The 20,009-nt window shown below is 43.6% G+C and carries 12 protein-coding genes; 9 read left to right on the top strand and 3 right to left on the bottom strand.

Annotation, left to right across the window (positions count from 1 at the left end):
- The first annotated feature begins 208 nt into the window (after positions 1-208).
- Both A587_RS0100300 and A587_RS0100295 read left to right on the top strand, forming a co-directional pair.
- Positions 209-610 carry a hypothetical protein gene (locus A587_RS0100300; RefSeq protein WP_017215984.1) on the top strand — a complete coding sequence of 134 codons (402 nt, stop codon included), beginning with the start codon at positions 209-211 and terminating at the stop codon, positions 608-610.
- Between the two features lie 138 nt (positions 611-748).
- Positions 749-1,564 carry a transporter substrate-binding domain-containing protein gene (locus tag A587_RS0100295; protein ID WP_017215983.1) on the top strand — a complete coding sequence of 272 codons (816 nt, stop codon included), beginning with the start codon at positions 749-751 and terminating at the stop codon, positions 1,562-1,564.
- Here the strand turns inward: A587_RS0100295 and A587_RS0100290 are convergent.
- Positions 1,561-2,139, bottom strand: coding sequence for a TetR/AcrR family transcriptional regulator (locus A587_RS0100290; protein WP_017215982.1), 579 nt, complete (start codon positions 2,137-2,139; stop codon positions 1,561-1,563). The two genes, A587_RS0100295 and A587_RS0100290, sit on opposite strands and share 4 nt — an antisense overlap.
- A gap of 156 nt (positions 2,140-2,295) precedes the next feature.
- Here A587_RS0100290 and A587_RS0100285 point away from each other — a divergent pair, with 156 nt between their 5' ends.
- From A587_RS0100285 to recD, 5 genes are all read left to right on the top strand, one after another.
- Positions 2,296-3,336: an alkene reductase gene (locus tag A587_RS0100285; protein WP_010379138.1), complete on the top strand. Its 1,041-nt coding sequence runs from the start codon at positions 2,296-2,298 to the stop codon at positions 3,334-3,336.
- 305 nt (positions 3,337-3,641) lie between these two features.
- Positions 3,642-4,667, top strand: a complete 1,026-nt coding sequence (locus A587_RS0100280; RefSeq protein ID WP_017215981.1) for a GGDEF domain-containing protein — start codon at positions 3,642-3,644, stop codon at positions 4,665-4,667.
- 126 nt (positions 4,668-4,793) lie between these two features.
- Positions 4,794-8,051 (top strand): exodeoxyribonuclease V subunit gamma, encoded by a 3,258-nt coding sequence (gene recC / locus A587_RS0100275; protein WP_026000838.1) that lies wholly within the window; start codon positions 4,794-4,796, stop codon positions 8,049-8,051.
- The gene (gene recB / locus A587_RS0100270) at positions 8,038-11,574 is read left to right on the top strand and encodes an exodeoxyribonuclease V subunit beta (protein WP_017215979.1); all 3,537 of its coding nucleotides are present in this window, start codon (positions 8,038-8,040) and stop codon (positions 11,572-11,574) included. The genes recC and recB overlap by 14 nt, the downstream gene beginning before the upstream one ends.
- Positions 11,571-13,448, top strand: a complete 1,878-nt coding sequence (recD, locus tag A587_RS0100265; RefSeq protein WP_017215978.1) for an exodeoxyribonuclease V subunit alpha — start codon at positions 11,571-11,573, stop codon at positions 13,446-13,448. The genes recB and recD overlap by 4 nt, the downstream gene beginning before the upstream one ends.
- 125 nt (positions 13,449-13,573) lie before the next feature.
- Here recD and A587_RS0100260 read toward each other — a convergent pair whose 3' ends face one another.
- Together A587_RS0100260 and A587_RS0100255 are read right to left on the bottom strand one after the other, a co-directional pair.
- Positions 13,574-15,760, bottom strand: a complete 2,187-nt coding sequence (locus tag A587_RS0100260) for a cation:dicarboxylate symporter family transporter (RefSeq protein WP_017215977.1) — start codon at positions 15,758-15,760, stop codon at positions 13,574-13,576.
- A 94-nt stretch (positions 15,761-15,854) separates the two neighbouring features.
- The gene (locus A587_RS0100255; protein ID WP_010379126.1) at positions 15,855-16,343 is read right to left on the bottom strand and encodes a malate synthase; all 489 of its coding nucleotides are present in this window, start codon (positions 16,341-16,343) and stop codon (positions 15,855-15,857) included.
- 145 nt (positions 16,344-16,488) lie between these two features.
- On the opposite strand from A587_RS0100255, the gene A587_RS0100250 reads away from it, so the two are divergent.
- Complete coding sequence (locus A587_RS0100250) at positions 16,489-17,970, top strand: DUF3612 domain-containing protein (RefSeq protein WP_017215976.1); 1,482 nt, start codon at positions 16,489-16,491, stop codon at positions 17,968-17,970.
- 491 nt (positions 17,971-18,461) lie between these two features.
- Positions 18,462-19,853, top strand: coding sequence for a pre-peptidase C-terminal domain-containing protein (locus tag A587_RS0100245; RefSeq protein ID WP_017215975.1), 1,392 nt, complete (start codon positions 18,462-18,464; stop codon positions 19,851-19,853).
- Positions 19,854-20,009: the final 156 nt, after the last annotated feature.

Here is a 20,009-nt window from a genome sequence, read left to right as displayed (position 1 = left end):
ATAGCAATGACGTTCATAGTTGTTTAGTTTAAAGCCCAGCTAAATCTTGTCGAAAACTATCATGACGCTGATTTCAACCAGCTAACGGCAGAGAAAATACATGACGTATTTGCGGCGCAAATGTAGAGTATGTCAGCTAGGCTGCTGAAGGTTTTTCTACGGCAGCAAATTCTCAAAAAATGTGATGTTAGTGGATAAGGAAAGTTTAGTGAGACGAGTTAAAGTCTATTACCAACATCGTGACGGTGGCACTGAGCTCATCAATTATGAAAAAGAATTACAATCTTATCGTGAGGCTTGGGATGTTATTGATCATTACCCTTGGGACAAAGAATTGGAATTGTTCGAGGAGTTTGGTGAAGGGGGCGGGTTCTTTTTTATACTTGGCGATGAAGGCGGTAAGTCCGCCTCTTACCAATTGACACCAATAGAAAATAACCGTGGATTACTGACTTTGGATATTGTGTCTAAGCCAGCCACTTTTGGACTCTTTGGTAGTAAATCTGTTTCCGTCGATTTTGAGCTTGTCTCAATTCCAGAGGCTAAAAGTCATATAAAAGCGCTATTTGAATACTCCATTGACTCTTTCTATGAAAAGTATCGAAGGTAAATAAAATTGTTGTGTGAAAAACATCCGAAAGAGGACGATTTGCAGTTTTACTTATTTTGAATCTGTTCCAACGATATAATTTGCAGTATAAAATAGACTACTGTGGGAAGTATCAACAGGAAATAAAAGGACGTATCAATGAATAGGCTTGGCATACTAATTGGTTTGTTACTTTGTTGTCGCTACTCAATTGCTCAGCCCCAGCCGCAAGCAATCACAATTTACAATAACCCTTCTCAAGGTGTCCTCACTGAGAGTCGTGTATTTTCCTATCTGCAAAGCCAATTAACTCAGTTTGAGATTACACAGTCTGATGCCAGTGTTGACCGTGCGCTTAAAAATATTGCGGATGGGGAAGGAGAATGCGTTAGAAACTTAGTTGTGAATAAAGCACGCAGTAAAACACTGCTATTCTCTGAGCCGACCACTTACTTTTTGGGGCTACAAGTTTTTGCTTCACCGACTGTGCAATTGTCATCTATACAAACTGAGCAAGATCTAAAGACATTATTAACGAAGCATCCCAAATGGTTGTTGGGCGTAGAAAAAGAGCGCTCATATGGTGATATTGCCGATGCCATGATACAGCAGACATCACCAGAACAACTCTATATCAAAGAGGGCAGTGAAAACGAAGCGCAAATGTATTCTATGTTAATGAACAACCGCTTTGAATTGCTACTTGAATATCCCACCGTTATCGCATACCACGCGAAAGAGGTGTCAGAAAAACCCCTACCAATTGCGGTTAGTGGTTTTGCTCCATTTATTACTGGGCATATCGCTTGTCGGGATACATCCGTTACACGGAGGTTTTTAGCGGCGGTTAATTCTGTATTGGCGGGCTTGACGATGGACGAGCGTTTTATTAATTGGCATCTCGAATTCATAGACAAAAGTTTACACGATACGTTTAAACAGCAGTTTAGCCAAGCTCAAAGCTCTCGGCTTTAAATAGAGACTTCCAATAACCTATCCGCCAGCGCATTTAGGTGTGAGCTATCGCACTGCGTCGCTGCATAAGTTCGAATACCATATACAGACATAATAAAGAAACGGGCCCTCTTTGTGGCTTCATCTTCACTTAATGCTTCACTATCGGGCCAAGCTATTAAAAACTGTTGCCTGATAAGTGATTCAAATTGGTGCAAGTTAGCGCTGAGTGCCGTTTGAATTTCCACATCCTGCTCGCCAATTTCATTAAGCGTTTTGGTGAGCAAACACACTTTCTTTGATTCGTCGCCTAAACATTCACCGACAAGATCTTGTAAGAATCGCTCAAGCGCACAGCGAAGACTGGTGCTGTTTTCGAATAGCTTTTGATAATGCACTCGTCGGTCTGCTTGATATTGATCTATGGCGGCTAATAGCAAACCTTTTTTATTTTTGAACGCACAGTAGATAGAACCCGGATGGAGTCCGGTTACTTCGGTCAGTTTGGGCATACTGGTTTTGTTGTAGCCATAAGTCATAAATGCTTGCATGGCATTTCTCAGTACGGTTTCTCTATCAAACTCTGCTGTTCTCATCGATTTCCTAAGTGCACCAAATGTGTTTAAACGTCGCCATTATACCAATACTTCACTCCTATTTTTGATAACAATGAAAAAAATGTAAAGGTTTAACTTGAATAACGATTCAAGAATCCCTATCTTGAATGTATATTCAAATATGGAGAGACACCCATGCCACAGGTACTTTTTGAAAATGTTAAGCTAAATAACACCATATCACTCAATAATCGCATCTTGATGGCGCCATTGACGCGCTGTATGGCAGACGACGATTTAGTTCCTACCGATGACATGGTGAAGTACTACGCTAAGCGAGCCAAAGCAGGATTAATCATTAGTGAAGCGACGATTATTCGCCCTGATGGGCAAGGCTACCCGAATACCCCTGGTTTGTTTACGCACGCACAAATTGCAGGGTGGAAAAAAGTAACAGATGCTGTACATGCCGAAGGCGGCAAGATGTTTGCGCAGTTGTGGCATGTTGGGCGTGTTGCGCACCCGTATTTTTTTGACGGAGAAGTCTTAGCACCGTCGGCTATTGGAGTTGAGGGTACGGTTCCAAGAATGCGTGAACTCACCTATCAAACCCCTAAAGCAGTAACTCAGGAAGAAATCACACAACTTGTTGCCGATTATGCCCAAGCAGCAGTAAACGCGATTGAGGCAGGTTTTGATGGAGTTGAAATACACGGTGCCAATGGTTATTTAATTGACCAGTTTTTACATTACGCTGCGAATCAGCGTACCGATGAATATGGTCAAACACCAGAAAATATGAGTCGATTTGCTTTGGAAGTCACCGATGCTGTCGCCGATCGTATTGGTGCCGACAGAGTGGGTCTAAGAGTGTCACCCGGTGCTTACTTCAATATGGATGGTGACCAAAGAGACAGAGCGGTATTTGATGTCTTAATCTCGGCATTAAACAGTCGCAACTTAGCCTATCTGCACGTGGGTATCTTTGATGACGCGATGGAGTTTGAGTATTTGGGCGGCAGTGCTTCAGCTTACTTGCGTAGCATTTATAAAGGAACGTTGGTAGGTGTGGGGAGCTATACAGCTGAATCAGGTGCTGAGGCTATCCAAAACCAAAAATTTGACTTATTGGCGATTGGTAGGCCGTTCATTGCCAATCCTGATTATGTGGAGAAGGTGAAAGCCGGTCAAGCCGTGAAAGAATATGATGAGTCTATGCTTGCAACATTAGACTAAAACCAACCCATAAGTATGAATTTAGAGAAATGCCAAACACTTAAGTTTGGCATTTTTTTGTACATTGCATAAGCTTAAAGCAGGCGTCAGTGGTAAAGCGAAAACTTTTGATGCAAAAGTTGTCATCTTTATCAATTAAGCTTGAGAGCAGTTAAGTGTTTAACCCTCAAGTATTTGCTAATTAATAATCAACTGGATTGTAGCTTATTTTTTAACATTGATAGGAATAAAGGAGTACTTTGGAGTTTATTTGTTCGCTAAGTGTGTAATAATATGCCAGCAATGCAGTTGTGAGTGCGTCGGACATGCAAGAAGATTTACTAAATTCCGTTATCAAAATAACAAAAACGAGAGATGTTGATTCTCTCGAATACAGCTTAGTGTCTACTATTCAAGAGTTCATAGGCTGTAAAGAGGTCGCTGTTTATAAGGACCTGCTCGTTCCCGGAGAGATCGCGATAGAGAGAAGCCTGCTCTTAAGAAAACTGTCCGATAAGGAATTTGATTGGGAAGAGCGAAGCCTAGTTAAAGAACCTGATAAGGAATTAATTTCTTGCTTGCAGTCAGCCTGTATCATTACGGTACAAGCGAAAGATGGCACAGAGCACCGTTGGGTGCCAATCAGCCTTCAGGAAAAGCCAGTTGGTGCTATCGCAGTTGTAAGCACTGGTATGTCTAGTGCAGATCAAGTACTACTTAATGCATTTTGCCGCATTTTTGAAAATTATCTCACCATTCTTCACGAAAACGAGCGCGATAAACTCACCGGATTACTGAACCGTCAAACCTTTGAAAAGCGCTTAAAACAACTGATTGAAAAACAAGTTATCAAACAGCATAAAACGGTATGGCATGGTGATGTGCGCTCGGTGCATAAAGGCGCAACCTCATGGCTTGCAATCATGGATATCGACCACTTCAAAAAAGTAAACGATAACTACGGACATGTGTGCGGAGATGAGGTTTTACTGTTATTAGCGCAGCGTATGCGCCAGTTTTTTCGTTCCACAGACTTATTATTTCGCTTCGGTGGTGAAGAATTTGTACTGGTCTTTGAGCCAACCGATTACGACTCGATAAAAGCTAAGATGGACGAGTTTATGGAGTTGGTACGAAATACCCACTTTCCATTCGTAAAAAAGCTTACCGTCAGTGTCGGAATGTCTCGCATTAGCCCGTATGATTTCCCCATCACTGTGCTTGAAAACGCCGACAAAGCGCTTTATTACGCAAAAGATAATGGTCGCGATATGCTTTGTTTTTACGAAGAGTTGCTGTCTGAGCATAAAATTGAAGCGCCGGAAGAGAGCTCTGATATAGATTTGTTCTAACAGTTTATCTGAGAAGCGACGGTTGTCGCTTTTCTATTCAAGCGCACTCGCATTAACCTCAATAACTACCGCTTATAGGAAGATTCAGATACACTTAACACAGCGTTAAACTGCATGGCAGACAACATGTTACACATCATCCAATCGAATCGAATGGAAATCTTGCAGGCGCAACTCTGCACACTCATAAAATCAGCACCGCTCGCTAACCCTTTTGCAAAAGAAGTGGTGTTAGTACAATCTCCTGGTATGTCTGAATGGCTCAAATTAGGCATGAGTCAGCATTTAGGAATAAGTGCACAGGTCGACTTTCCATTACCATCTAGCTTCATTTGGAAGCTATACCAAAATTTCATTGATGATGTTCCCAGGGAATCCGCTTTTAATAAAAGCAATATGACTTGGAAGCTATTTACGCTATTACCCGACTGCATTGATAAGCCTCAATATATTGCGCTTAAGCACTATTTAGGTGACGACCCGTCAGGAATTAAACTCTTTGCATTGTGTGAAAAAATTGCCGACGTTTTTGACCAATATTTAATGTACCGCCCTCAGTGGATTGAACTTTGGGATCAGGGCCAAGATACGCTTATAGATGTGGATGTTGAAGCCATCGCCCCTTGGCAGCCTGATCTCTGGCGTCGTTTAGTCCACTATGTTGAAGCACTTGAACAAAGTCCGTATCACCGTGCCAATATGCACGATCAGTTACTGCAAGGGCTGGCCAATGCACCTGAAGGCAAACTTCCCGAGCGGATCTGTATATTTGGACTTTCGGCCATATCGACCAGTCAGCTTGATATTTTTCAAGCGCTTGGCCAAAAAACGAATGTATTTTTATTCTTTTTTAACCCCAGTGAACACTACTGGGGAGATTTAGTCGATGAGAAGACTCAAGCTAAAGTCGCTGCAAAATACGCCAAGATGCCAGAACTCGAAGCGAAAGACGGTGAGTATTACTACATTGGCAATCCACTCCTCTCTTCATGGGGAAAGCTCGGGCGTGACTATTTTGAGCAATTATTGCAGCTTGATGCCAGTTGGATAGATGGATTTGATGACGCGTTTGATGACAGCCTGCTTGGCCAGGTGCAGCAAGAGATCTACCAGTTGGCATTTAAAGGAGAGTCGTTAACCGCTGATCCAAATTGGTTTGTTTCGCAGCAGGGCAAATTACCCATTATGGTCGATGATACCAGTATCGTTTTTCAGGATTGTCACACGCCACTGCGTGAGGTCGAGCGGCTCCATGATTATTTACTCAATCTGTTTGAACAAAACCCTAGCCTGACGCCTAAAGACATTATCGTCATGATGCCTGATGTGGGCACCTATTCGCCATTTATTAAAGCAGTGTTTGACAGCTGTGAAGATAGGCTAAGGATCCCTTATGCGATTTCCGATCTTGCAATCGAGCAAGAGCGGCCTATTTTAACGTCTTTTGTGACACTAACAGACTTACCCAATAACCGTTTTTGCGTGTCGGATATTCTCGATTTGTTGGGCGTTTTGCCGATCGCCGAACAGTTTAACCTTGAAAGCCATGAGTTTGACTTAATTCGCTATTGGCTTGATCAGGTCAGTGTTAAATGGGGCTTAAATGACAGCCATAAAAGCGAATATGGCTTGCCAAAAATACCATTAAATACGTGGCAGCATGGACTCAACCGTTTGCTATTAGGGGTTGCAACAAACGACGAACAGACGCCTTTCGCATCTATTTATCCTGCTGATGAAGTCGAGGGGATGTCGGTGGCGGTACTTAACAAGCTTATCGGCTTTGTTGATGCACTGATTTGGTTAAAGCGACAACTCAGCAGCGAAAAGACCTTAACGAGTTTCGCAGCAATTCTACGTGAAGCTATGGCGCTATTTTACTCGTCAGAGTCTGAACAGAGTTGGGATTTACTTAAGCTTGAGCAGATTATAGAGAACATCGAAAAACACCATGAAAATGGCGATATTCAAGCGCCAGTCTCAGCAAAAATCTTAGCGTATTTGGTTAAGCAAGGCGTTAGAGAAAAAGGGGTTGGGCAGCGCTTTTTAGCAGGAGCTGTAAACTTTTGTACGCTGATGCCGATGCGTGCTATTCCATTTAAAGTGGTGTGTATGCTTGGTCTAAATGATGCGGACTATCCTCGTACCGTGCAGCCTATTGGTTTTGATTTAGTCGCACACTCCACGAGACGTAAAGGCGATCGCTCACGAAAACTAGACGACAGATACTTGTTCTTAGAAGCGTTACTCAGTGCTCGAGAAAACTTGTATATCAGTTATATTGGCCGCTCTTGCTTTAACAACGAAGCCCAAGTGCCGTCCGTTCTAGTCAGCGAATTGACTGAATATTTAGATCGCAGCTTTTATTTTGAAGATATGCCAAAGCAGTCGCTTGTTACTCGATTAACTTCACAGCTGCCATTACAACCTTTTAATCCCGAACATTTTAGAGCTGGCTCACTACAGAGCTACAATCGTACTTGGCTTTGGCAGCATAGAGCGGCGCAAGCTGATGAGACAAAACCGTTAGCACCAGTTTTAGACACAGAAATTGAGTTTAGCGATTTGCTGCGCGGCGTTTGTGAGCCGCAAAAGTTATTTTATCAGCAAGCGCTGGGCATTAAACTCAAACCAATAGAAGCGTTAACACTCGATGAAGAGCCTTTCGCATTAGATGCTTTGGAGCGCTATCAATATTTAGATGAAGTGCTGGATGCTCAGCTACAACAACAGCCCTTAAATCTTGAACAGATATTACAAAGAGGCTCGCTGCCTCAAGCAAACATTGGCAAACTCCAGCTAGAGGGGCTGCTCAGCCGCGTTGAACCTATGGTTAACGTACTGGCCCCGTTGCTTAATGAACCCAAGGAACCTCTAGAGCTAAAACTTGGTGTTGCAGAACATATACTGGTCGGCTGGCTTGATTGTGTGTATGACAACAGGCAAGTTTACTATCGTAGCGCCAGTATTAAAGCCAAAGATTTGATTAAAGGGTTTTTACATCATTGCGCGGCCTGTGTAATGGGGCATGAAGTTACTACTTATATTGTTGGGCTAGATCAAAGCGTGCACTTTGCTGCTATTTCACAGCCGCAAGCACAGCAATATTTGGAGCAGTGGCTGGCTTTTTATAAGCAAGCACTGAGTGAACCTGTGGCATTTTTTCCAAGTTCTAGCATGGAATACGCCAAAACACAGGATATTAAAAAGGCCGTAAATAAATTTAAGCCGCAATATGTTGGTCGAGGAGAAGGGGAAGATCCCTATGTTCAACTATGCTTTAGCGATTTGTCAGCTCATGAAGCGTGTTTTTGTGCACTTAGCCTTACTTTGTTAACACCTATTCTTGATGCCGCCGAGGAGGTACGCCATGGAGATGCTTAATCCCATTACTATGCCTCTAAGTGGCCAAAACCTAATTGAAGCCAGTGCAGGTACGGGGAAAACCTACACCATCACTGGTTTATATCTGCGCTATTTACTTGGCTTGCGTACTTCTGATCAACAACATGAGCCGTTAAGCGTCGAACAAATCTTAGTGGTAACTTTCACAGAAGCGGCAACACAAGAGATCAAAGACCGAGTGAGAAAACGCATTATTCAAGCTCGAGACGTGCTACTAGGTGAAGTCTGTAAAGATGAACTGATCAATGCGATTTTGGCGCAAGTTGAAGATAAAAAGCGTGCCTTTGATCTCCTTGATGCAGCTGCTAAGTCAATGGATGAGGCCGCGATATTCACCATTCACGGCTTTTGTCAAAGAATGCTGAAGCAACACGCTTTTGAGTCTAAGGTGGCATTTAACCTCGAATTTATTCTCGACGAGAGCGACTTGATTGACGCCGCGATGGCAGATCATTGGCGACGTTTTGTCTATCCGCTAGATACAGAAAAAACACAGGCTGTGATAGAGCAATTTGCTACACCTTATGCACTGGCGAAGCAAGTTAGACCCTTATTAGCAAGAGAAAATGCCGAAATTAAACCCTCTGTTTCCTTAGATGCAGTGTTTGCCGCACGTGAAAAATACCAAACACTAGCACTGTGGCTAAAGGCCGAAATAGTCAAAGCTGACTACATCAATGTGTTGAAAAACGCAGGGCTGGCAGGCAATCGGGCACCAGGGCGAAAAGCTAATCTTCAAGCTCTGGAGGATTATGTCAACGGTGAGCAGTGGTGGTTTGAGTTTGGTAGCAGTAATCATTCCTTTGGACTTTGGGGCAGTGAAAGCCTTGCCGATGTTGCTCAATATAAAAAGAATACAACGCCGCTGGAGCATGAGCTCATTCGTCACTTTGATACCTTGGCAGAGCTCCACCAATTGGTCGGGAGTGGGCTTAAAATCGCGCTGGTGCAACAAGCGGTGACCGAGGTAAGGGCTTTGCTTCACGCCCATAAAGAAGAATATGGCTTGATCTCTCCCGACGATTTACTTAAGCAGCTGCATCAAGCGCTTATGGGCGATAGTGGTGAGCGCTTAGCCGAAAAAATTGCACTGCAATATCCAGTTGCCATGATAGATGAGTTTCAGGATACCGATCCTATTCAATATGGGATCTTCAGCCGAGTTTATGCAAAGGAAAATACGGCATTAACCTTGATAGGCGACCCAAAACAAGCCATTTACGGCTTTCGCGGAGCGGATATTTTTACTTATATCGGTGCAAAGCAAGGAGTTGCGCAAAACAGGCAGTATACGCTTGCAACCAATTATCGGTCCGATAGTGACGTGGTTGCTGCAGTGAATACGATATTTACTCGCCATCCCAATAGTTTTATCTACAACAAAGATATCCCTTTCATTGAGGTGAGCGCGCAAGGTAAAGCCGAGGATGCGCAATTTACTATCGCATCTAAAAAGTCGTCAGCTCTGCGCTTTAGTGTATTACCAAATGAGGATGAAGCGCTTAACAAAAGCGCCGCGCAAGCGCGGCTAAGTCAGGCGTTCGCTGGTCGAGTTGCAGTGCTTATCGAGCAAGGGCAGTCGGGGGTTGCCAAGATTGGCGAAAACCCAGTTGTGCCAGCGGATATCTGTGTTTTAGTTCGTGACCGCATAGAAGCGAGCTTGATCAAACGAGCCTTAAATCAACTCGATATTGCCAGTGTTTACCTTGCCAGAGATAGTGTATTTAGGCAGCCGTTAGCAATTGCGTTGTATCAATTGCTTGATGTACTGCACGGGAGTTACGACGAAGCTGCGCTCAGAGGCGTGCTTGCGGGACCATTATTTTATTTAAACAACCAAGCGCTATACGACTTGCAGTTTAATGAGCAGCAGTGGCAACGTTATTTACAGTTATTTAGTGAGTTAACACAGCTGTGGTATCGCTCTGGTGCGATGGCGATGCTGGAACACTTATTGATAACTTGTGAGCTGCCAGTGATTTGGCAACAGCAGGGAATGGAAGTGGAGCGTTGGCTTACTGACTTCCGTCATTTAGCTGAGCTTTTACAGCATAAGCAATTAGAGCTTGATGGCACGGGTCGTGTGTTACGTTGGTTTTTATCGCAGCTAAATAACGCCCAGAGTGACAGCAGCCAAATTCGCTTGGAGAGCGATGCCAATTTGGTAAAAATTGTGACCATGCACGCATCAAAAGGTTTGGAGTATCCGATTGTCTTTATGCCATTTGCGCTTGGGTTTCGTGAGCCTGATACGTTAGTTTATCACCAAGGGGATAGGTTAGTTGTTGACCTTGAAGCCAGTGACGACGCTAAAGAAAAAGCAGAGCAAGAACGACTGGCTGAGGATATTCGCTTACTTTACGTTGCGCTGACGCGCGCTGTGCATTATTGCGAGCTTGGGCTTTACGACATTCAACAAGGGCGCAGTAAAAAGTCTGCGCTGCACAAAACGGCTTTAGGATTTGCCCTGTTTGGCACGGAAACTTTCGACAGTGCCGAGGCTTGGCAAAGTGCCCTAAGCCAGTTGTGTAAAGCACATGCGGCAATGGAATGTGTAAGATTAGATGAAATCACCGCGCCACAGCAAGCGATAAAAACGACGTTTGAAGACAAGCCTCTAGCTTTGTCTGCGAAAACCTTCACCGGTCAGATTGAACGCCACTGGCGTACCACAAGCTTTAGCCAGCTAAGCTATCACACGCATCATGGTGATAAACCAGCTGGGGCCGTGGACGAAAACCATTTATTGGACTTACCTGAGCAGCACCAAGAGCGGGAAAAAACCTCTTATACTTTTCCTAAGGGCGCCAAGCCGGGTAGCTGTTTGCACGAAATCTTTGAGCTCATAGATTTTACCGCACCGCATACCCCTAAAAACGAAGATAAGTTTACGCTGACTGAAGCGGTCACGAAATCTTTGGATAAGTTTGGTATTGCGACTGAATGGCAAGAGACCGCTGAGCGTTGGATAACAAGCTGTTTGGCAGCACCGCTTGCGCCACATCCTCATTTACAACTTGGTGTGCTGCCACCGGACGACTGCATTGTTGAAATGGAGTTTTACTTGCCACTGAAACCACTCAGTGCAGTGAAACTGAACAAGATCCTCAGTGATATCACTGGGCAAAAGTCGTTTTTAAACTTTGATGATGTGAAAGGCATGCTGAAGGGGTTTATCGATTTAATATTCAAGTGGCAAGGACAGTTTTTTGTTCTCGATTACAAGTCCAACTATCTTGGCGATAGCCCAGAAGATTATCACTACGATAACCTCAATGCCGCGATGTCGTCTCATCAGTATCATTTACAGTATATGATCTATACCGTGGCACTTCACCGCTTGTTAAAGCAGCGTCTTGCGGACTATAACCCTGAGCAGCATTTAGGTGGGAACTATTACTTGTTCTTACGTGCATTACCGGACAATCAGGGAATTTTCTTCAATCAGTTAAGTGTAGAGCAAGTGTTGGCGCTGGATGCATTATTTGAGGAGTCTGTATGAGCCAGTTAAGTATGGACTTTGAGGCATTCGATCATCATAGTTTTATAGCGTTATTGCTTGAACACAGACGAGTTGGAAAAGCCGATATCGCGTTAGCCAAGTTGCTGAATCAGCAAGGCTATGACGATCACTTTTATGTATTTTTACTATTATTAATCGCTCATGGACGTCAGCATAGTTGTTTAGAGCTAGACGGTATTAATTATCAGGATCCATTTGAGCTCAGCTACGCGGTTGCGGATGAATCTATAGAGTTGTCGCCATTTTCAAGCTCGGGTATAGCCGTTGCTGCGCTCGCACAGCATCCTGCAATCGGTGAAGATAAACCGCTTCGGCTATACGATAATAAGCTCTACTTGGCGAGATTAGCAAATTATGAAGCAAGGCTTGCGGGACACTTTGAAATGTTGGCAAAAGCCGATGTTACGCTGGATGAAGCAAAACTGAGTGCACTGTTGGCGTCGTTTTTTCCAGCCAGTGAAGAAGACATTGATTGGCAAAAAGTTGCTTGTACACTTGCTATCATTAAGCGATTTTGTGTCATCACGGGCGGCCCCGGTACGGGAAAAACCACGACGGTCACAAAACTGCTTGCGATTTTACAATCGCTTTATAACAGTGCGCCGTTGACCATCAAGCTAGTGGCGCCAACTGGCAAAGCGGCTGCTAGGCTCAGTGAGTCAATTATTGGCGCGAAAGCGAGGTTAAACCTGCCGCCAGCGCTTGCTGATTTACTGCCGGAGCAGGCGCAAACTATTCATCGCTTGTTAGGCGTTATTCCTAATAGCGTGCACTATCGTCACAATCAAGATAACCCGCTGCATGTTGATGTGCTGATTGTTGACGAAGCATCCATGGTGGACTTATCACTTATGGCAAAGCTGGTGGATGCATTACCAAAACATGCACGGCTTATTTTGCTCGGCGATAAAGATCAGCTGGCATCGGTAGATACCGGTAACGTACTTAGCGACTTATGTGAAAACTTAACGCTTGGGCAAGCACCACATTACAGTCAGGCACTGAAAGCAAAGCTAGCTGAGCTGAGTAAACAAAACCTGCCTAAGTCGGGTGATACCAGCGCTGGCTTTATGTTGGAAGATAATCTGGCATTTTTACAAAAAAGTCACCGTTTTGACAGCCGAAGTGGAATTGGCCAGTTAGCATTTGCCGTAAATAGCAATAATAAGCGGCAATTAGACAGCGTGCTGAGGCAAGGTTATAGCGATATACAGCATCATGAATTAAATAGTGAAACCTACAATGCCTTAATTGCCAGAGCGGCGGAGCAGTACCAGCGATACCTGCTTGCCATTCATCATGGTGAGAGTGAGGCCATAATACATAGCGAGTTTGCCAGTTATCAATTGCTTGCGGCCGTGCGAGAAGGCCCTTACGGTGTGAACGAATTAAATCGCAGAATAGAGCTTAAGCTTAGTCAAATGGGATTGGTACAACCGACAGGGCGATTTTACGTTGGTATGCCTATTATGATCACTCAAAACGATTACCAGTTGAAACTATTTAACGGCGATATCGGGATCATTTTACGTGACGAACAGGGTGAGCTACAGGCATCATTTATTGATGAGCAGGGCAGCGTTAGGCGCTTTTATCCTGCCAGATTGCCGAGCTTTGATAGAGTGTATGTAATGACTATCCACAAATCGCAAGGCTCGGAGTTTGCTTACACGGCAATGATACTACCACCAATTCAACGTGCGCAGCAGGGGATAAACCGCCAGCTCATTTATACAGGGATCACCCGAGCTAAACAGCAGTTTGAATTGGTGGCGCAATATAAAGTATTAGTGCAGGGTATGAATCGAAGTGTGAGCCGCAGTAGTGGTTTACGAAGCCGGTTATCAAATTGATGAATTTTTTGTTAAAAACTTGTTTTATTTTATGGTTTGACTAAGGTTAAAGTGAGCTTGAAAGCTAGCTCGCCCAGTGAGTAGACTTGCCGTCAGTTAACGTGTTAACTGACGGCGTTTTTTAATTAGAACTTCAGTTTATCAATGAGTGTGTTTGGGTCGATTTCCAGTTCATCCATTAACGACCAGCGAGTTTGCTTTTGTACACTACCTTTTCCTAAGATCCAGTAATCATAAGTTTTTTCAATACGGCCATTGGTATGCTGGATAGTCAGCCACGCATTTACATAACTCAGTAAATCTTGATTGCGCTTGGCGACGGCAAATCCAACAGGGTATTTCAAACTCGCTCCTTCCGGCACCACAACACCAAATTCAGGGTAGAACATGCTCCATGCAAAGCCCGCCTCTGCGCTGATCACTAAGGCGTCATATTTTTCTGGGTGCTTAAAATAGCTTTGTAGATTGTTAATACTGGACACTTTTACCTTAGGGTTTTGCTGCGCTAATTGTTTGAGTAACGGAGCATACTCAACGTGAGCTAAATTCAGCTTATCAAGCGTAAGTAGGGCTGACTTGTCAGCAAACTTCTTTAAATCATGATCTTTGGCCAGAAGCGCCAGTTGGAGCTCCAATACCTTGTCACTAAAGCGCAAGCTTTGTAAGTCGGCAATATTAATTTCAAGGCCGGACATTGCAATATCGAAATATCCTTTGTTGAGATACTCTGCCAGTTGTGGCTTTTTAAAAGGAATAAACTCGATTTTAACCCCAAGATCAGATGCGAGTCTATGTGCGAGGCTGACATCAAAACCAACCAACTGGTCTTTTTGATTAAAGTAACTAAATGGCACATTATCGATAAGATATCCTACACGCAGCAGGTTACGCTTTTTAATCACATCGATATTCGTCAGAGACAGCTCACCACTTTGGTATGCTTTAGGGACATAGCTAAGCACATGAGCTGGGACGGTATCTGAGATCACCATATTAGCTATGGCCTCATCGGCCGATTTAGTTTGTTTACCGAGGTAATTATTTGCTGTAAAACTCAACAGCATAAATGCTGGGAGTAATACAGATAGTAGCGTTAAATAATAAACCGAGCGCACGCGTTTTAAGTGTAATTGTCTGCGATTGATAAAAATACATAAAAATACAAATGCGAAGATATATACCACAGTGGTTGGTGAAACCACTTTTGCGGTGAGTACTGACATCGATAGATATAACTGATAAGTATCAGCCGGGACACGCAAGGTATCGAGCAAATAGGGAATAGCGATATGCACGTTAGCAAAGTAACTTAGCATCGCCGACAAAGACACATTAGGAATTTGTTCGATGCCGATCTGGTTGCCGGTAAGCCATGCCGCAAAAGAGACAAAAATGAGGGTAGTAAGCTTTCCTAAACTCGGGAAGGTATAAGCGATAGGCACTAACACCTCAGCGATGTGATCAGAGCTTTCGTCGCTTTGCTTAATTTTGCGTAAATGATCTTTGATCCCTTCGGTGATCACCGGTAATACAATAAAAACGTTTCCGGTACTAAATGCGGTGATCCATGCATTACGCATAACCATGATAAGATCGCGGTACTTAACAGGGGTGAGTGCAGCAACAAGCATAGGGAGTAGTACTAACATCAAATACATGCCGACACATAAAACGACAACCCAGTACACTTGCAATTCAGACAGTTCTTCTGCGCTCATGGTGCCTGCGGTGCTTGCTGTCATCGCAAAAATACCGATAGGGAAGATGGCAATGATCTTCTTGGAAATCACCGACAGACCTTGACCAACGACTTCTAAGACATCCAGTAAACGGTTTTTCTTTTGATTAGAAATAAGTGCCATACCTAGCGCAATACAAAATATGACTAAGGCAGGTACATTACCTTCTGCCATAGAGGCAAATGGATTAGAGGGAATATAATGTTTAACGAAATCTACTTCGGGAGCTGCGGCGACCAGTGCTGGGGAGAAAAAGGTCCCGGCATCATGCGCTGGTAATGTCATAATAAAGCACCAGATCACAGCAAGACCTACCACCCAAATGGAGATCATGACTAGCGCTGCTTTTGCAAGAATGCTTTTAACTTGTTCGGGATTAAATTTCCCTAAACCCACGATAAGGCTGACGACAATATAGGGGAGAATGGTGATTTGCATCAGGTTTACAAAACCTGTACCGATAGGTTTTAAAAATGATAACCGTTCACCGAAAACTAAACCAGCAAAAATGCCAAGTATGAGCGCCCAAAGCATCCAGTTAATGTTTTTTAGAAAATTAAGCAATTTAGTCATGTGCTCAGTCGAAAAAAGAGCGGTATTTTAATTAGCTTAGCTTAAAACTTACTGAATGTTTGAGCGATTTGATTACAAATTATCGAGTGTTTACTCAAAGTTCATAATCATCCCCATTTTTGGCACGATAACAGGCTTTTCCTGCTGGTTGTTGCACCCCGTGATAAAAGCTCATCCATAGTTTTTGTAGCTGGGTTTTAGTCTTTTTACCAACCACAGACGCCAGTGGTGTTTCGACGATGATATCTTCGATATGGGCGCTATCAAATTGGCCGAGCATTCCGGTGCGATTGAAAGTAATTTCAATGTGTAAGCCATCGTCCTGTTTTAACAAAATAGCCTCTGGCGTTTCACGGTGACCACAAAGCGCGACGAATTGGCTACAATTTTTTAAACCACAATGGGTGCCGTTGGCAAAAAACGCAAGCAGGTGATTGTAGTAAACCACATAGTCTGTCACCTCCATGTGTGAGCCAAACTCTAAAGGACATTGTTCATCAAGATACTGTTTTGCCAGCATTGACTGTTGCGCTTTCGTATCGTCAATTGGTTGCTCTGTATGCGGTTGTAATTGCGCTGCCATGATCCACCTCACTTGTTCATGTTGTCATAAATTGGGAAATATATTCTGGTTGTTTCGTGTACATTTTGAGTGTAAGTTAAATATTCAAATAATTTCACAAAAAGAATTTCACAGTGTGAATTTCACAAAAACGGGGTGTGAAATCATGGCAAAAGTTGCAAGCTTAATTAGAAAGTCTCACTTTTTGGGTACTAAAATAAGAAATCTAAGAAAGCGTAACCATCTGACTTTAGAAGATTTATCGGCTCGATGCGTTAAGCAAGATCCAGCCAGCGCGCCTTCCGTTTCCTACCTATCAATGATTGAAAGAGGCCAGCGTACGCCAAGCGAAGCGATGCTCGAAAACTTCTCTACTGTATTTCAAAAGCCGATTGAGTGGTTTTTAGACAGTCAACCAGAAGCACCGGAGATAGCGCCAGATAAAGGCAATTTCGGTGGGATAGTGGGGATGGCTTTAGAGCCCAACTTTCTATTTGCCAAAGAGATATTACAAATTGCGATCCCAGAAATGCTATCCCAAGCGGGGATCAGTGGTAGGCAGTTTGCACACCTTTTGATCCGTGCCCACCAAGAGCACCATCAAAACCACTTTCCTGATTTAGAGCGAGCAGCCGATGAAGTAGGAGGTAAAAATCTCTATATCAGCTGTGATGACCTAATGGCAATTTTGATAGCAAAAGGTCGCAAAGTGGAGTGGTTTGAGCAATCTTCGCCTGACGGAGAGGGAATGATCACTTCTTATTTCAAAGAGCCAAACATGGTGTTTATAAATCGCGCGTTGCACGCACATCCCGCGAGAATGAAATACGATTTAGCTGTTCATATTGGCCATGCCGTGCTTCACAATAGTGAAGGTTTAGAATGTGTACTCACTACTGGAGAAAGTCGTAAAAGTAACGATAATCCCGATCATGATACTCCAAATGCCCAAGATATTTTGAGCGCGTGGCAGGATTTTGAATCGAGCTTCTTTGCAGGGGCTTTATTGTGTCCCCGTACACCATTTCGGCAGTTACTCGAAAGCCGAGGTTACGATGTACGCGTCCATGAGCAACTTGGTATTTCTGCTTCCGTCGCAATGCGCAGAATGACATCGGTTTCACCTTATCCACATTGGCATTATTTTGATGCTTATCAAGCCGGTAAACTCAAGGCGGTGTATCGCGGCAATGGCATTCCTTTACCTTGGGGCAATATGCGTAGCGTTGCCGATCCGTGTCAGCACTGGGCCGTATTTCGTAAATTTCATGATGATAGTAATAGTGCCAGTGCTCAACTTTCAATCCTGAATGTTAATGGCAAACCGCGTCTGTATTGCTGTGAGTCAGTAAAAATCGTTGATGTTGCGAATCGTCCAAGAGTGCTGTGCGCGGGTCTCGATCTCAATGCTGCTATTAATGCACAAGGGATTGATGCTGATGCCTTGATTGGAGAGTTGCAACAAGCTTGTATTAGCCATGGTGGTGCGAGCGTGGTGCCCTATCATATGAAAACCCAATTACTCCGTGTTGCCAAGATTTTAAATATCCAGTGGATTGAAAGAGGGCTTGAGGGCTCTGTTCGGGTGATTTGTACTCGAGGAAAAAGCTGTCCAAGAAAGCCGAGTTGTTATGTCGAGAGTCCGTAATTGACGTCATTCTATGATTGTTTTGTTGAGTTTTTGATAATAAAAGTTGAAAAGGTAGGCGTTGCATGCCATGTTTTTTAAGCGGATTGTTTACATCTGCTTAATACTCATTCTTTTAACTATCACCTAGGAGACGTAAATGTTCATCTACAACAAACAACGCCCTAGTGATCTGCATGAATGTTCCGTTAATTACCACTTGAGTGAGTGGTTCGACGAATAGCTACACCTGAATTTCAATTCTATTCCCACCGACAAGTTGTTGGGTGGGTTTTATCACGTTCCGTATCAATGCGAATGTAAACCCTAACGCTAATTGCGTTTAGGTTTTTCAAAAAACCAAATTAATAAGGCTCACTTCTGCGCTTTTGGCCATCGCCATCTGTGTATAAGTTGCCGTGGGCGCTTAGTGCAAAATACGGTGTGCGTCAGCGTAACTTTGCAATGCAACGGTACGGAACATAGAAATATATATCATTCAGGTAAATACTATGAAAAACAATAACATTCTATTTGTATCACTAGCTGCTCTAATGCTTGTTACAAGCCATAGCTATGCTTGCTCAACTACTGAAACTGAATCTAACGACAGCGAAGGTAATGCCAATAGTGGAGTGTGTAATAACACGACAATTAGCGGCGAGTTATCCAGAGGTGATATCGACTGGTTTACTTTTGATGTGGCGGCGCCAGGTTCGATAGATATCTCGCTAGACCATAGCTCTGGTGATGATTTTGACTGGTTCTTATATCAAGAAACAGGCTCAGCAGTTGTCAGTAGGGAAACGAGTCAAATACCAGAAACCGGGAGCTTTTATGCTGAGACTGCAGGTACCTATTATATAAAGCTAACGCGATATAGTGGCTCTGGTTGGTATGATTTGATTGTGAATTTTGTCCAAGGTGAAACTCCTCCGCCGCCAACTGGAGAGTGTAATTACGGTATTCGTCCGTCAAAACCTGGGGCATTAAAGGCTTATCTTGCTGGAAATAGCTCAGACACTTGCAACACGCTCACACCGGATAACGGTGCCACGCTCTTAATGGGCGGGGGAACCGATGTTGATAATGCCTTTAGCCAAAGAGTAGCTCCTCATATTGGTAATGGTGCTGATGTGGTGGTACTGCGTACTTCTGGCACGGACGCGTACAATGATTACTTACTTGGTCTAATGGCCGCTGATTCAGTTGAGACGTTAATTATTGATTCTGTTAGTAAGGCTAATGACCCTTATGTTGATTGGGCTATTCGCAGTGCCGAGTTTGTCTGGTTTGCTGGAGGCGATCAGTCTGATTATCTAAATAAATGGCAAGGAACTTCTGTCCAAAGCGCGGTGCAGCACGTTTTTGATAAGGGAGGTGTTGTTGGTGGTACATCAGCTGGAATGGCGTTACTGGCCGACAGTATTTACGATCCTGATGGTGTGCTCGGTGCTATCTCCAGTGAAGTAGTAACCGATTTTTGTCACGAAACACTGAATTTTAGTAGTCGGTTTGTTTCTATCCCCATGCTAGACAATGCGCTAACAGACACGCACTTTGCTGAGCGTGACAGAATGGGACGTGCAGCCGTATCTTTAGCTCGCCACAGTAGTAACTATTTTAATATTGCAGCGAGTGAAGCAACATCAATTTTCATCAATAGCGAAGGCGAAGGGATCGTGGATGGCAGCGCTGAAGTTTATATTCTCAAAGAAACAGCACAAACTAAAAGAACAGCACTCGCTTGCGGTCAAGCAGTACAATATCAAGACTTTTTGCGAGTTAAAGTGTTGCCGGGGCAGAGTTACAACATCTACACCCATACACATAGTAGCAGTGAACTCGCGGTTTCCATTAACGGAAACTTGAGTAACTTTTATTTACCCAATAACCCGTATTAAGCGGCTAAATACAATTACTTTTCTGACTTAATATTAGGCAAAACCCAATACCTATGTCGGTATTGGGTTTTATATCCAGAGTAAAAGTACCGTGCTAGGGTCGGGTGATATTTTTGATCTATGCATTTTAGTCAGTTCATTTCTAATTCCAAGTTC

The sequence above is a fragment of the Pseudoalteromonas sp. NJ631 genome (assembly GCF_000276645.1).
GTDB classification, from domain to species: domain Bacteria; phylum Pseudomonadota; class Gammaproteobacteria; order Enterobacterales; family Alteromonadaceae; genus Pseudoalteromonas; species Pseudoalteromonas piscicida.
This window is presented reverse-complemented; position numbering and strand designations above follow the sequence as displayed.

Bases quoted from the DNA above. Each gene is read 5' to 3' on its own strand.
- A587_RS0100280 (WP_017215981.1), top strand. From the start codon at position 3,642: ATGCAAGAAGATTTACTAAATTCCGTTATCAAAATAACAAAAACGAGA.
- A587_RS0100250 (WP_017215976.1), top strand. From the start codon at position 16,489: ATGGCAAAAGTTGCAAGCTTAATTAGAAAGTCTCACTTTTTGGGTACT.
- A587_RS0100255 (WP_010379126.1), bottom strand. From the start codon at position 16,343: ATGGCAGCGCAATTACAACCGCATACAGAGCAACCAATTGACGATACG.
- A587_RS0100295 (WP_017215983.1), top strand. From the start codon at position 749: ATGAATAGGCTTGGCATACTAATTGGTTTGTTACTTTGTTGTCGCTAC.
- recC (WP_026000838.1), top strand. From the start codon at position 4,794: ATGTTACACATCATCCAATCGAATCGAATGGAAATCTTGCAGGCGCAA.
- A587_RS0100245 (WP_017215975.1), top strand. From the start codon at position 18,462: ATGAAAAACAATAACATTCTATTTGTATCACTAGCTGCTCTAATGCTT.
- A587_RS0100260 (WP_017215977.1), bottom strand. From the start codon at position 15,760: ATGACTAAATTGCTTAATTTTCTAAAAAACATTAACTGGATGCTTTGG.
- recD (WP_017215978.1), top strand. From the start codon at position 11,571: ATGAGCCAGTTAAGTATGGACTTTGAGGCATTCGATCATCATAGTTTT.
- A587_RS0100290 (WP_017215982.1), bottom strand. From the start codon at position 2,139: ATGAGAACAGCAGAGTTTGATAGAGAAACCGTACTGAGAAATGCCATG.
- recB (WP_017215979.1), top strand. From the start codon at position 8,038: ATGGAGATGCTTAATCCCATTACTATGCCTCTAAGTGGCCAAAACCTA.
- A587_RS0100285 (WP_010379138.1), top strand. From the start codon at position 2,296: ATGCCACAGGTACTTTTTGAAAATGTTAAGCTAAATAACACCATATCA.